The organism is Draconibacterium mangrovi (genome assembly GCF_010586825.1).
Taxonomy (GTDB): Bacteria; Bacteroidota; Bacteroidia; order Bacteroidales; family Prolixibacteraceae; genus Draconibacterium; species Draconibacterium mangrovi.
Genome location: NZ_JAAAGB010000001.1, coordinates 603,302 through 617,733, shown reverse-complemented (window position 1 = coordinate 617,733; position 14,432 = coordinate 603,302). Strand labels below are relative to the sequence as shown.

The 14,432-nt window shown below is 43.2% G+C and carries 7 protein-coding genes; all 7 read right to left on the bottom strand.

The window, feature by feature from the left end:
- Position 1 precedes the first annotated feature (1 nt).
- On the bottom strand, positions 2 to 997 hold the full coding sequence (trpD, locus tag G4420_RS02420) for an anthranilate phosphoribosyltransferase (RefSeq protein WP_163322007.1): 996 nt from the start codon (positions 995 to 997) through the stop codon (positions 2 to 4).
- A gap of 33 nt (positions 998 to 1,030) precedes the next feature.
- Positions 1,031 to 1,606: an anthranilate synthase component II gene (locus tag G4420_RS02415; protein ID WP_163322006.1), complete on the bottom strand. Its 576-nt coding sequence runs from the start codon at positions 1,604 to 1,606 to the stop codon at positions 1,031 to 1,033.
- Positions 1,607 to 1,618: 12 nt separating this feature from the next.
- Positions 1,619 to 3,028 carry an anthranilate synthase component I family protein gene (locus G4420_RS02410; protein ID WP_163322005.1) on the bottom strand — a complete coding sequence of 470 codons (1,410 nt, stop codon included), beginning with the start codon at positions 3,026 to 3,028 and terminating at the stop codon, positions 1,619 to 1,621.
- Positions 3,029 to 3,513: 485 nt separating this feature from the next.
- Complete coding sequence (gene sov / locus G4420_RS02405) at positions 3,514 to 11,004, bottom strand: T9SS outer membrane translocon Sov/SprA (RefSeq protein ID WP_163322004.1); 7,491 nt, start codon at positions 11,002 to 11,004, stop codon at positions 3,514 to 3,516.
- Positions 11,005 to 11,089: 85 nt separating this feature from the next.
- Positions 11,090 to 11,671, bottom strand: a complete 582-nt coding sequence (ruvA, locus tag G4420_RS02400) for a Holliday junction branch migration protein RuvA (RefSeq protein WP_163322003.1) — start codon at positions 11,669 to 11,671, stop codon at positions 11,090 to 11,092.
- Positions 11,672 to 11,683: 12 nt separating this feature from the next.
- Positions 11,684 to 12,790, bottom strand: coding sequence for a 4-hydroxythreonine-4-phosphate dehydrogenase PdxA (pdxA, locus tag G4420_RS02395; RefSeq protein ID WP_163322002.1), 1,107 nt, complete (start codon positions 12,788 to 12,790; stop codon positions 11,684 to 11,686).
- A 126-nt stretch (positions 12,791 to 12,916) separates the two neighbouring features.
- Positions 12,917 to 14,341: a leucyl aminopeptidase family protein gene (locus tag G4420_RS02390; RefSeq protein ID WP_163322001.1), complete on the bottom strand. Its 1,425-nt coding sequence runs from the start codon at positions 14,339 to 14,341 to the stop codon at positions 12,917 to 12,919.
- Positions 14,342 to 14,432 lie beyond the last annotated feature (91 nt).

Genomic DNA, 14,432 nt, shown 5'->3' with positions numbered 1-14,432 from the left:
CTTAAAAGGACTTGTTTGTAACTGCTTCCAACTTTTTCAACGCATTTCCGCTGAGTAAAGATTCGCGCGCCATTTCAACACATTCCGTTAATGTTTTATCCGAAAAAACAACCTGCAATGCAACGGCCGCGTTTGCAAGAACAACATTTGTTTGCTCTGTTGTTCCGTTACCTTTCAGAACATCGATAAATATTTTTGCAGCGTCTTCCACCGATTCTCCACCAAAAAGTTTTTCAGGAGCAACCTGTGGCAATCCAAATTCTGACGGTGACACCAGTTTTTCTTCTGATTTTGTGGCAAAGTGTGTGTCGGCAGTCAGCGAAATTTCGTCGTAGCCATCAATACTGTTCACAATGGCAAAGTTAACATTCAGTGTTTTATACACGTTCTTGTAGTAATCGAAATTTAAACTGTTATTCACTCCAAGTAGCTGGTATTTTGGTTCCGAGGGGTTGATCATCGGCCCAAGAATATTAAAGAAAGTTGGCACTTTTAAGGCCCTGCGTACCGGAGCAATGTGTTTCATTGCCGGATGAAAAAGCGGAGCATGTAAAAAGCAAAATCCTCCTTTTTCCAGGTCGCTTTTTAGTTTGTCTGTTTCGTTACTGAATTCGTAGCCCAGAAATTCCAAAACGTTTGATGAGCCGCTGTTTGAAGTGGCGGCATAATTGCCATGTTTGGTGACATTCACACCAGCACCAGCAACAACAAAACACGAGAGTGTAGAGATGTTGAACGTGTTTTTGCCGTCGCCGCCGGTGCCCACAATATCGATTGCGTTGTAGTCTGACAGATCAACTTTTTTGCTGAGTTCCGCCATGGCATCGCGAAAACCTCCCAGTTCTTCCGACTGCAACGGACGCATTTTAAAAACGGTTAGAAATGCGGCAAATTCGGCTTCAGAATAAAGGCCTTTCCCAACGCCGGTTAAGGCAGCTTTTGCTTCTTCGCGCGTGAGGGTGTTACCTTCAAATAGGTATTGTAATGTTTCTTTCATTTTTAAGCAGTTGAGTTTTTTGAATTTGATTTACTACTTGTTCGGATTCAACCAGTTTTCGATCATTTTTTCGCCCAGCGGGGTAAGTACCGATTCCGGGTGGAACTGCACACTCTGTACATCGTATTCTTTGTGCTGCATCGACATTACCAGTCCATCTTCGTCGTAGCTGGTAACTTCAAAACATTCGGGCAGTTGTTCATCCTGAACGATCCACGAGTGGTAACGGCCCACATCGAATGATTCGGGTAGCCCTTCGAACAACGGCGATTTAATTCCGGTTTGTTTTACGGGGGTGGCAATTCCGTGCAGCACACGATTCATGTTATGTAGTTTGCCCCCAAAAGCTTCTCCAATCGCCTGATGCCCCAAACAAACGCCCAGCATACTTTTCTTTGGTGCATAAGCTTTGATAATGTCGAGTAAAAGACCTGCTTCTTCAGGAATTCCGGGACCCGGAGAAAGAACGATTTTGTCGTATTTGTCAATCTCTTCCAACGCAATCTGGTCGTTGCGAAATACATCAACCGGCTGGCCTGAAATCTTTTTTATGGCATGTACCAGGTTGTAGGTAAATGAGTCGTAATTATCGATAACTAATATCTTCATCGTTTCAAGTTTTTAATTAATTCCTTTAGCCATTTCAATAGCCTTTTTCAAGGCAGCCAGTTTGTTATTCACTTCCTGCAGTTCACTCTCTTCCTGCGAGTCGGCGACAATACCTGCACCCGCCTGATAAAACAGCTTTTTGTCTTTGCTCAAAAACGAGCGAATCATAATCGCATGGTTCACCGAATTATCAAAACCAAGATAACCAATACAACCGCCGTAATAACCCCGGTTCTGGTTTTCGTATTTGTCGATCAGTTCCATGGCTTTATACTTTGGTGCACCCGAAAGTGTTCCGGCCGGGAACGTTTCTCCCAGTACTTTTATCAGGTTGGTATCGCTGGTAATTTCTCCCGAAACCTGCGAAACCAGGTGAATCACATGCGAGAAGAATTGTACCTCGCGGTAGGTTTCCACAATTACATTATTGGCATTTCTGCTCAGATCGTTACGGGCAAGATCTACCAACATCACGTGCTCAGCATTTTCTTTGGGGTCTTTGCTCAGCTTTTCAGCCAGCTCACGATCCTGATCATCATTTCCGGTTCGTTTAAACGTTCCGGCAATGGGGTGAATGTATGCTTTGTTGTCTTTTATTCTGATTTCAGCTTCCGGACTCGATCCGAAAATACTGTAAGTGCCGTAGTCGAAGTAGAACAGGTACGGCGATGGATTGATTGAACGAAGTGCGCGATATACATTAAAATCGTCGCCAACAAATTCCTGCGAGAACTGGCGGCTCAAAACGATTTGGAAAACATCGCCACGGTAGCAGTGCTCTTTGCCTTTGGTTACCATGTGCATGTATTCTTCATCAGTGATATTCGATTTTTCTTCGCCGCGTACATCGAAACTTGCCGTTGAAAAGTTGAGGTTCACCAACAAATGATGAACGTAATCCATTTGCGACTCTTCGCCTTCCAACAAGTTTTCTACAATGTGGATTTGGTTTTTGTGGTGATCGATGGCCACTACATATTTATAAAAGCTGTAGTGTACTTCCGGCGTCTGATATTCTTCGGTTTTTGGTGACGAAAAACGAATGCTTTCGAAATGTTGAATGGCATCGAAATTCAGGTAGCCAAATAAACCGTTGGCCGGCAATTCAATTTCATCCGAATCAACATTAAATGTTTTGAAGAACTTGTCCAGCTCATCATGCAATTTCTTTTCGGGAGAAAGGCTAAAGTTTTCTTGCGCTCTGCCCGGCAAATCGATGCCAACCTCGCCGTTTGTGACTTTAAAATTGGCAATTGGGTTAAAAGCAATAAATGAGTAAGCGTTTTCAACTCCGTGGTAATCGGAGCTTTCCAGCAATATCGACTTAGGATAAAGCGTGCGAAGTCGTAAATAAATGCTAACCGGAGTTACGGTGTCGGCAAGTATTTTACGTACGACAGGTTTAAAATTGAGTTTTTCCATTTTGTTTTTATGTTTTGTTCTTTGTTTATTTTTTTGACCCCCTTTATCCCCCGAAGGGGGAGATTTCCTCCCCTTCGGGGAGGTCAGGAGGGGTGTTGTTATATTCTGGTTTAAACTAAAAACGGCTCACCGTGAAATCCGATGAGCCGCTTTAAGTTTATGCAATGACGTATCCTCTCTTCACGATATTTGTAAAAAGTTGTTACGCCACCACCAAATGTTATTGTTTGTTCTCATAATAATTTATCTATAAAACAAAAAAACCTGCTTTTGTTAGAAGCAGGCCTGTCATATCTTTAAAAATAGCAATATGGCTCTTAACTCCTAACTTACGTAAGAAGACCCCACCACGGAAGCCATATTGTATTTATTTTTTGCATTTTTTAATTTTAATCTTCTGCAAGAAAAACGTTTTTTTTGAAATATCAAAATATTGTTGGCAGAAGCTTCAAAAAACTATTTCTCAAATAAAGTTGGATTAACAATTAGTTAGCCAGTGTGAAACGGAAACTTACCCCAAAATTCGCATTGGTTGTACGGTACGATAGCGAGGTAAACGGATCGTTAATAATACGATCGTAATACACACGCATTTCAAATTTATCGCTCAAGCGGTAGTCGGCATAGGTTTTTAAGGTAAAGTTACCTTGTCCTGCAGTAATCTGGTTGCTGTCATCGTCCAACTGGCGTAAAAGTGTTTTTGTTTTCCGGTACGAAATATCAGCACGAACATTTAAATCGTTAGAGTAAGCCTGTTGCGAATTTTTTGTTTTAATGATCAAATCCATTCGTGTAAATCGGTAACCTAATCCAAAAGTATATTCGTTGCTCAGTATCTCTGTAAGCTGGTTATTCGATAACGACAGGTTCAGGTTACGAGCACGTTTGATCTCTCCGCGTGTAGTGAGGTCGCTAAGCCACATGATGTCGATATTGATCAGCGGATTGAAAGCTTCAACGATACTTACCGTATTAAAATCGTATGCAGGAACAAAGTTATCGGCCAGGTCGCGCACCATGGTGTAGCCATCTTCTGCAGCAATAAAATTCAGGTTGGTGGCATACGACCCAACGTTGTAGGTTGAGCGATAGGTATGTTGGAAATTCATCGAACGCATTACTTTATTCAGCCCCGGAATACGCGATACCATTCCTTCGTAACGAATGCTCCAGTTCGGACGGATATATTTTAATGACGGGAACAAGCCCAAAGACACACTTTCCGGATCTTTATTTTGATATGCCGCCAGGAATGCCGGAACAAGAACTTCCACCGAGTTTGGCCCGTAACCATCGGGGTATCCCGGATAGTTTTCGTTCTGAGCATTCGGATCATAACCTGCACTTGTGCCACGCTGTTGAGCCAGACGTCTGGCTATAGTCAGGCGGTTCTCTTTCATTTTTTCGAAAGCATCCGAGCTGGATACTTCTTCTTTTCCTATTTTAAAGAAGGCAGTTCCCAATGTCAGAGTCGACATACTAAAGTTTCCGCTTTCGGAATAACTGTTGGCAACAAAACTACCGGAGTTTGTATCGTAGTTGTAGAACTCAGTGATATTTTTCGATATCGAGCGGTTGGCATTGATGTCAATTCGCAAATCGGGCAGCGGTTCCCACAATGTACGCAGATTAATCCGCTCGTTTTCCATAATCTGGAACGGTTGATTTAACGTTGAGTCGATGGTCAGCCAGCCGTTCTCTGCAGCTTTTATTGCAAAATCTCGGTCTTGCCAGCCAAACAGGAATGGAAGTCCCGGAGCCAGCTTCGGATCGAGTGTTTGTGTTCCCCATTCCGGATCGCCACTAAAATTACCGGTTCCAAACAACGTTGGTTCAGGCAGGAATCCCGGCAAAACAGTACCTCCGTTTTTGCTGTAGTTTACAGTGAAGGTCCGCACTCCAATCACCATTCTTGTGGTCAGGTCCAACATGTCTTTCATGAATGACTGATCGCCTCGTTTTCCTGTAACGGTAAGCATTGCTTGCTGCACATCAACCGATGGAACAAACTCGATGGTATTAGCATCTATTATATTTGTTCGTCCGGGAACAGTTTTCCCGTCCACATCAGTAACCAGAACTTTTACTTTTTTGGTATTTAGCTTGTGGGCAAATTGTTGGCCCTGGTCGGCTGTAAATTTTGCACTTCGGCTAAATGTTTCTTCCTGTTTCCGTTGCAGTGGTTCGGTTTGCTGGTTTGCACCTCCTCTTGTACTCCGGCTGTTGAGGCTGCCACGCCCACGTCCTGTTCGCCTGAATTTTTGGTCAACCTCTTTAAAATAAGGCACTTTGTTAAACAGGGTTTGGAAGTTGGCGTTACCGGTAAGAGTAAGGTTACGCGAGTTGGTTATTATATTTCCAACGTTAATGTCATCGTTGGTTAACGATCCGGCAGCCCATTCGTAAGTTCCCGCGTAGCGAACTGTTCCACTCATAAAATTTAATGCCCGAATACTTCGGAGTGGCACCTGGTAAGTGGCATTAAAACTGTGATTGTATATTGTTGGCCGTCCTAAATCCCACAGGTTTGTGAGAATCGAATCGCGTTTCCATTCGTAATCGTCGTCATTTTTATTGATCCGGCCTTCTGGTTCATCAATTCGCGAAGTTCCGCGTGATGAGAAATCGAATTTCAACGAACGGGTAACATCATATCGGATATCGAGGTAACGGTTCCACAGGAAATCCTTGTCGAAGGTAGACGGGAGAATCAGGTTTGGATTGGTAATATTTCTCGATTGGCGCTCGTGGTACTTACGGAAGAGGTCGGTACGATACGAAATTTGTGTTGGCAGCGGATAAAAGTTAAAGTCGCCAATCAATTTTAAAGGCCCTTTTTGCAGCAACTGAACTTTGCTAAACGGCTGAATCAATTTTGGCCGGCTGCTGTAGTTGTACGAGAACATAAAACGGTGCGTTCTGTTCACGTTGTACTCCGTAGTAATGTTTCGTTTCGAAGTTTCATTGTACGAATAGGTAACAGCAAAGTTTTCCGGATCCCACAAATGTGTTTTCTCTTTTTGGCGCTGTGGCTCCACTTTCACGTTGGTAAAGTTGAGACTTTTTCGCTCAATTACATCCTGCGATATATTTTTTATCGAATCCTTCTCGCTGCTGGTTCGTGCATGAGACAGCGATTCTTTTAACTCAATATCCGGATTTACCGGATCATATTTTGGTGTTGCTGTACTGTTGGAGTAACCATAATACATCGGAATACGAACACCGGCCCGTTCAGGGAAGAAGCGTCCCCAGTCGATTGATGCCGACACATCGATTTCATCCAGATCGTCGATCATCCTGTTGTTAATATTTTCATCAATACTTCCGAAACCCGCAGTACGTTTTCGTCCGGCAACCACCACGCTACCCAAATCGGCCAAACGTGTTGAAACACGTGCATTAGCCGCCCATCCGCCTTCATCATCAAAATCGGTAAGGCGTAATTCGTTGGCCCAAACAATCACCGACTTTGGTCCGGTGTTTACCTGGCCTCTTTTGTTGCGAACACCCATCATCATTACCTCAACATTACCCAGGTTTGGGCTACCTTTCACTTTTACCCGGTTTTTACCGTCGTTCCATCCCTTGTGCGAACCTTCAAAAACATCCTGCATCGAAATGGCTGAGCCTTCGACTCTCATCGCATCGTTACGTTCCAGTTTCAGGTTGGTAAACAGTTCGAGCGGAATATTGATCCGGTTCTGATCGGGCCAGACTATATAACGGTCGCTTTCAACGTTACCATCATATTTATCACTGGGTGGAGTTAAGGTCAATGGTACTTCGTATTCGTAATAGTTGTAATTATAATCTGAACCCAAACGAATAAAGAAATACAGTTCATCGTCTTCCAGCGGGTATTCTTCAATTTCTTCAGCATGCACATCCATTTTCAGGGTTTTGTACCTTCTGAAATCCATGTACAACGATTTGTATGCCGCACGTGCGTCGCCTGGCTCCAGTTCGGTTACTTTCATTTCAATCGACTGCTCGTTTAACTGGCGCAACTGTGGATTGGCCGGATCGATTACCCTTGATACTCCAGGAGGCAATATGTAGTTAACCGGAGAGCGGCCTGAATTTTCCTCAATACTTACTGCCGAAATATCGAATTGCGCATTTGGTGAAGGAGTTCCGCCATTTTCCAAAATATCGCCGGTGTAACGACGCCAATCCGCACGAACAAGGTCGAGTGTGGCAAAACGCATAACAGCAGAATCCTGGAAACCGTGTAAGAACATCCTCATAAAACGAATGGAACTAAAATCGTTGATACCGCCAATTACTGCATCAGGTTTAGTTACCGGAATCTTAAACTGATACCACGCTGCTTCTCCTGTTTTCCCATTTTTTAGCTGAACAGGCCGGCTTCTTTTATCAACAATGTAATTTTGTCCAACAACCATGTCCTCTTTTCTAATACTAACCTTGTATTGAAAATAGCGTTCGTATTCATTGAGCGTATTGTCATCGTTAATGTCTTCGATGTCAGGCAGTGTGGTTGCCGACGTAGGATAGCTTTCCGGTGACATTTCCGTAGTTGGCGAGTTACCTTCGGGGCCGTTGTATTGTTTGTAACGTGCTAAAATGCCTAATTGATCCCTGTCGTAATCCGATCCGCGGAAATAGTGGAAGTTATCTGAGGATGGATCGTCCAATGCTTTCAGGTAAACCGCGTTATTTACTTTTAGTTCAAGTTCCTGCAGGTATTGCTGGAAGTGAGACTGTTCATCGTCATCGTTCAGTCCGTCAAAACCAATATCCTGATACTCGCGCGAATTTACTGTGTTATCAAAAGCATTTACCAGCGATTGTTGTGTTGAAACGCGTCCCCAAATGGTGGTGTCGACATTCGTCGGTTCGGCAGTTGTAGGTAATCCGTTCTCAAAAGATTTTCGCGAGTCTTTTAATACATCTTCCGAAATTTCTCCAAGGTTGAAATACAGTTCTCCTTCATTTTCCATCGGTTCAAGTGGGCCCCAATCATCATCCGGATCAACGTATGGATCCATCATCCAGAATTCGATGTATTCGATGTTGGCATTTTCAAAGTCGCTGGTTTGTATTTCGCGCATAATACCCCCCCAGCGCGACTCCGGATCGCGTAAAGTACCATCGGGGTTTACACCTGCCGCATTACTTGAGTTACCGGTATCGTAGTTATACGGACCACGCTCTGTTGGATAAAAAGCCAGATCGAGTACTGCAATGTTTGTTGGCTCGCCGGTTGTAAATTCACGTTCCGGAAATATCTCTTGTTCGAACACCTCACGCACCAGGTGGTTCGATTGTAAATTTCGGTCATCTTTTATATAATCGGGAGTCAGCGAATTGTTTCTCAAAAACAAGGGATCTATATTGTACCACGCCAACTTTGCACGGTTCATACCGTACTCGAGCGAGTTACTCAGGTTGGCTTCCGGAAACATATTGTTTTGGTTCTGCGGTGTACTTGCCAACATCCACGCTGAACGGGTTCGCATATCAATAGCTGTTTTAGTGGCTTCAAAATCATCAATATAAACAGCTCCGTTAATCGATTTTGAACTTCCCGGAATCAGTTGGGCAAATTCTGCCTCAACATCAATTGATGAAGTGGCAGTTGTACTATAAAAAGGCAGTGCGTCTAATGCTTTTGTGATAAAAGGCGCTTCGGTGTTGTAGCGGGCATCCATTCCGTATATCATGTTCGAAATCGGATCTTCACCATAATCCACTTTTTCAGTTAAAGGGCGTTCGTTCATCCACAACATGGTTGCTCCAATGTTAAAATTATCGGAGAAAGCATAGTTGGCATGTGTTCCCATCAGGGTTTTGCGCTGCATGGTAAACAGGTCTTCGCTTTCGGTTGCTACCTGAATCGGAGTTCCGGCTTCCAATAGTGCCTGGTTAATAATTTTTACCCGGCCCAACGTGTAGTCAACCGTATAATCCACATTTTCGGTAAGTACCTGTCCACCGGCGGTAACGGTAACCGAACCTTGCGTAAGGTTTAAAGTTCCCAGCGCAATATCGGAGCTTGACGAACCTTTGTAACTACCGGTAAGCCTGAATTTATTGTGCTCGGCATCTTGTTCTGCTTTTACCTGGGTAGAATCGTATAGCGTTTGGAAAGTGAATTGCTCAATGTCGGACGGATTTTGAAGGGAATCGGCCAGATGACTGCCAAATGGTTCAACCACTGGGAAAATAATACGCCCCGAGTTTGAGTTAACCGTAATGCCTTCAACAAAGTCAAACACCCCGTCTTTTGTTGGGTCGAGCTGCGAATTAAGCATATCCAGCCGCATTACCTCCAAAAGAATATGTCCCTGGATTCGTGATGCGGGCAGGTAATTGATGTAGGTTCCGGTAGAGTCGTTTTGGTATACCACATTCAACTCAAAATCGTCGCTGGTTAACTGGTAGGCATTCAGGTTATAAATGTTTTTCATCATCAGGTTCCAGGTAGGTTTTCCCGGCGACAAATTGGTGCCTTTCAACAACTTCATAAAAAGTGTTTGCGGCGCATCAATACCATCGGTTGAGAATTCACCCACCTGAAAAGTTTGCCCGTTGTAGGTAAAGTTAAAGGCTACTGCCAAAACTTCATCGGTATTTAAAGCACTGTTTAACGAAATATATCCCAATTGTTTGTTGATGGTAAATTCAGAATCGTTCAGTTTTCGTGCCTGCTCAATTTTTTCAAAGTCGGTTCCGCCTTTAAAATTCTCTCCAAATTGTGACATTACATTAGTAATGTTCTGTACCTGACGAACACTGTTGTAGGTGGTGTTCATTTCATTGTAAAGGCCGTTGGCCTCGTTGTTTGGGAAAATATTTTGAGGGTAGGGCAGCCCGTTATTTTGCTGAAACTGCGAAATAGGATTGTAAATATGCGGATCGTGTTCGGCTAAATCCTGAAAGGCCAGAATGTTTCGCGAATCATCGAAATCGTTTGATTTGTTGGTTACCCAAACTTCTACTTTGTTGATGGTTATGGGCGAACGCGGAACAGCCGTGCTTTGCAACCATTCGTTGTAGTGATCGCGGAAATATTGAGCCAGGAAAAAGTGGCGGTTGGCATCGTAATTGGCTGCTGACATATCGAAAGTGGCCACCTGGGCGCCTCCTTCGGTTTCCACGGTTTTTGATTCGCCGCGGTGTTGCGAAAACAGTGTGGTAAGTGTAAGTTTGCCGAACTGCATTTCGGCTTTAACACCAAACAGGTTCGAGGCTCCGGTTATTAACGAACCGTTTAAGGGCAACGACACATTACCGGCTTCAATACGTTGTAGAATTTCATCTTCGTCGCCGGTGTACTCCAGGTTCATTTTGTTTTCGTAATCAAAAGTAGCCTCGGTGTTGTAGTTCACCCGCATATTCATTTTTGTACCGATCTGGCCGGTAACGTTCATTTGAATTTTCTCGTCGAAATCGAAAGTCGGAACTTTTCGCAAGCGTTCGGGAATCGACGGGTTTTCGGTTTTATTTACCTGGTAACCAAAACTTACTTCAACATAACCCTGCGGCTGAATATTGATGGTGTTTCCTCCGAAAATACGGTTAAAGGCCTCGCTGCCAATTGTCAGTTTGGGCAGCAGTCCGCCGCGGGCATCAACCGATTCCTGATGAGTTCTCATTCGCCAGTAATCCTGAATCGATTTGTCGAAATCATATTCAAGGTAATCGTCGAGCGACATACTTTGAGGCAGACGGTAATTCAGCGATCCCACCTTTTCGTAAAACACGTATTGTCCCGTAATCGGGTCGTACTCAATTTCGTATTTTATGTTGCTGGGCTTGTTGAGGTATAATTTCGCTGAATCCTGATCGGTATATCCAAAAGCCGGCTGGTCTTTAAAAGGATAGGGTAATGTGCCTGTTGTATCTATTTCCGGCACTTCCTGAGCTTCTCCGTTGAAAGGAACTGAAAGGGCAAAAAATACAAATAGAATGAAGCATATTTTAGGTAAACTTCGGCTAAGTGTCATTTCTTTAAAATTACTACAACAAAGGCTTTTCGAAAAAAATGGTTGCTACTTCCCGTTAGGTTTTCTTTTTCGAAAATGGTAAATTTTATAACCTTTTCAATGCTTGTTTTATAACGCTTTCGACGTTTGCATCAGGTTGCTCCTGAAGTATCTTCGTTACTACCTTTTCTGCATCTTTCTTTGCAAAACCAAGCATGACTAATGCAGATAACGATTCATTCCTTATAGTATTGTCTGCCACGGTTAAAATTTGCCCCGAATCGGGTATTTTTCCGAGTTTATCTTTTAAATCTATTATGATACGTTGCGCCGTTTTTGCACCAATTCCTTTTACGGCTTTTAATACCGCCACATTTTCGGTGGTTACTGCTGCTTTTAATTCTTCAGGATTTAACGACGAAAGCATCATGTTTGCTGTGCTGGCACCAACTCCATTTACCGAAATCAGGTTACGAAATAATTCACGTTCGGTGGTGGTGGCAAAACCATACAATATATGAGCATCTTCGCGAACTACCTGGTGCAAAAAAACTTTCACTTCCTTTTTACCGTTTAGAGTGCTGTAAGTGTTCAACGAAATATGAACAAAGTAGCCCACGCCGGAAGCTTCTACCACAACATGCGTTGCGCTTATTTCGGCAATGTTACCCTTAATGAATTCGTACATAGCAACGCTTTTTTAGATTGTATCTTCCTCCTCTGATGCTTCAATATCAACACTTTCATCAACCTGGTTGGGGTTGATGTCGTATTTTCTCAGCGGATTTTTACTGATTTCGCTGTAAATACTTCTGTTTTTATAAACATCGATAGCAAGGTACAAAGCCTGGCGGAATGATTCGGGCGATGCTTTGCCTTCTCCGGCAATGGCATAAGCGGTACCGTGAGCCGGCGATGTGCGAATGGCAGGAAGTCCGGCGGTGTAGTTTACACCACGTTCGAACGAGGCCAGCTTAAACGGAATTAAACCCTGGTCGTGGTACATGGCTAAAATTGCATCGAATTTCCGGTAATCTTCCGACCCAAAAAATCCGTCGGCAGGGTATGGTCCGAGTGCCATAATGCCTTCTTTTTTGGCCTGAATTACTGCGGGAAGAATGATTTCCTTGTCTTCTTTTCCAATTAAACCATTGTCGCCGGCATGCGGATTTAATCCAAAAACGGCAATACGCGGTTTGGTAATGGCAAAGTCTTGCTGAAGTGATTTGGCAATGATCCTGATCTTTGAAAGGATTAGATCTTTATTCAGGCTTTCAGACACCTTCGAAATAGGAATGTGTGTAGTAACCACACCAATTTTCAGCGATTCGCTCACCATTAACATGGCGTAGTCTTTTGTGTCGAATTTTTGTGCCAGAAACTCAGTATGTCCGGGGAAATTAAATTCTTCACTTTGAATGTTGTCTTTGTTGATTGGTGCCGTAATCAGTGCATCAATATATCCTTTTTGAAGATCGTTGGTAGCACGGTCAAGCGCTTCAAACGACGAAACTCCGGCTTCAGTGGTTGATTTACCCAATTCCACCCGAATGTTTTCGTCAACACAATTTATTATGTTCGCTTTTCTGGGGAGTAATTCTTTGGTGCTGCGAATGTGGTTAAAGCTTACGTCGTTTATATCGAGTGCTTTACGGTGGTAAGCCGCAACTTTGGGTGAACCATAAACAACCGGTGTGCACATTTCGAGAATACGAGGATCCGAAAGTGTTTTTAAGATTACTTCATATCCAATTCCGTTTATATCTCCGTGAGTAATTCCTATGCGTATTGTATCTTGTTTTGCCATTGTATTTTATTTCAGAAAATTTGCCCTTTTTTATAAGGTGTCGCAAAGTTAATTTATTTAATTTAAATAAGCATGATCTTATTTCTGAGTGATTACCATGCTGTTTGTGCTCAAGCGGAGTGTTTGTTATTTTGTTTGCAATTTTAGAAAATCATAAAGTAACCGTGTGCCAAAACCTGTTCCTCCGGCAGGGCGGTATGCCTCCTTTTCTTTTCTGAAAGCGGGTCCTGCCATATCAACATGTATCCACTTGTAATCAGTAAAATGTTCCAGGAATTTTCCGGCAATGGTTGTTTGTCCTTCACGTACGCCAAGGTTATTCAGGTCGGCAATCGGCGATTTTAACGGCGCGGCATATTCCTCCCAAAGCGGTACTTCTATCAAACGTTCGTAGGTGTTTAATCCCGATTGTTTTAGTTGTTCCAAGTTTTCAGTGGTGTTTCCCATAACCACTGCTGCGTGTGGGCCTGCAATAATATCGGCCGATCCGGTTAAGGTAGCGCAATCAATTACCAGTTGCGGTTGGTATTTTTTTGCATAGCTTAATGCATCGGCCAGGATGAGCCTACCTTCAGCATCGGTGTTTTTTATTTCCACCGTGGTTCCGTCAAACATTTTTATGATATCGCCCGGAACGTAAGCATTTCCATCGGGGCGGTTGTCGGTTGCCGGAACCAGACCAACAATATGCAAGGGAAGTTTATTGAGGGCGGCGGCGTATATGGCTGCCACAATTCCTGCAGCTCCACCCATGTCCGACTTCATGTAATCCATCGAGTTGGGAGTTGGTTTCAGGCTTAGTCCGCCGGTGTCGTAAACCACTCCTTTTCCTACCAAAACAATGGCTTGTTTGTTGGAGGCATTTTCAGGTTTCCACTCCAGTATATTAAAAGTTGGCGGATCGATACTGCCTTTGTTTACGGCAAGCAGTCCTCCCATTTTTAGCGCTTCAATTTTTTTCTTGTGAAAAACTTCGAGTGAAAAACCGGCTTCGTCACTCAGTTTTTCAATTTCTTTTGAGAACTGGTTTGCCGTAAGAAACGACAACGGTTCGTTAACCAGATCGCGCGCAACGAAAGTTGCCTTTGTTGTATTTATAATCTCGTTGATCTTCTCATTAGTGATCTTCTCATCAACGATTAAAATATTTTCGATAAGAAATGTCTCTTTCTCCTTTTTGTATTTCTCGAATGTGTAAGAGTTAAGCAGCAATCCTTCTAAAAAATCAGGTAAAAACCCGGCTTCACAAAAATTGGTAAGTTGAACGGATGTTTCGCCGGCTAATTTTAGGGCATCGTAAAGTTTAGTGCCGGCAATCCTTGCCATTTCGGCTTGCTGGTAGGGTTCTTTGTCGGTTTTTATTTTGCCAAAAAAAAGAATATGTGGAATACGGGGAATCACACAGGTATCTTCCTTTTCAAACTTCTTTTGCAGAAACGACTTTTCTGTTTCCGAGAGTTGAATAGTAGCTGTTTCCTTTAAGTCGGTGCATAAGCAGGCCAGCGAATGCTCGCCCGCTATTTTTGAGGTAATGGATATTTTTGGGATCATAGTTTCTAATTTTAAGCTAAAATAACGATTAAAAACAAGTTGTTTTGACGGAAACAAATTAAACAGTTGACAGCGGAGTGTTAATTCACCG

Bases quoted from the DNA above. Each gene is read 5' to 3' on its own strand.
- pdxA (WP_163322002.1), bottom strand. From the start codon at position 12,790: ATGGCAAAACAAGATACAATACGCATAGGAATTACTCACGGAGATATA.
- G4420_RS02410 (WP_163322005.1), bottom strand. From the start codon at position 3,028: ATGGAAAAACTCAATTTTAAACCTGTCGTACGTAAAATACTTGCCGAC.
- ruvA (WP_163322003.1), bottom strand. From the start codon at position 11,671: ATGTACGAATTCATTAAGGGTAACATTGCCGAAATAAGCGCAACGCAT.
- sov (WP_163322004.1), bottom strand. From the start codon at position 11,004: ATGACACTTAGCCGAAGTTTACCTAAAATATGCTTCATTCTATTTGTA.
- trpD (WP_163322007.1), bottom strand. From the start codon at position 997: ATGAAAGAAACATTACAATACCTATTTGAAGGTAACACCCTCACGCGC.
- G4420_RS02415 (WP_163322006.1), bottom strand. From the start codon at position 1,606: ATGAAGATATTAGTTATCGATAATTACGACTCATTTACCTACAACCTG.
- G4420_RS02390 (WP_163322001.1), bottom strand. From the start codon at position 14,341: ATGATCCCAAAAATATCCATTACCTCAAAAATAGCGGGCGAGCATTCG.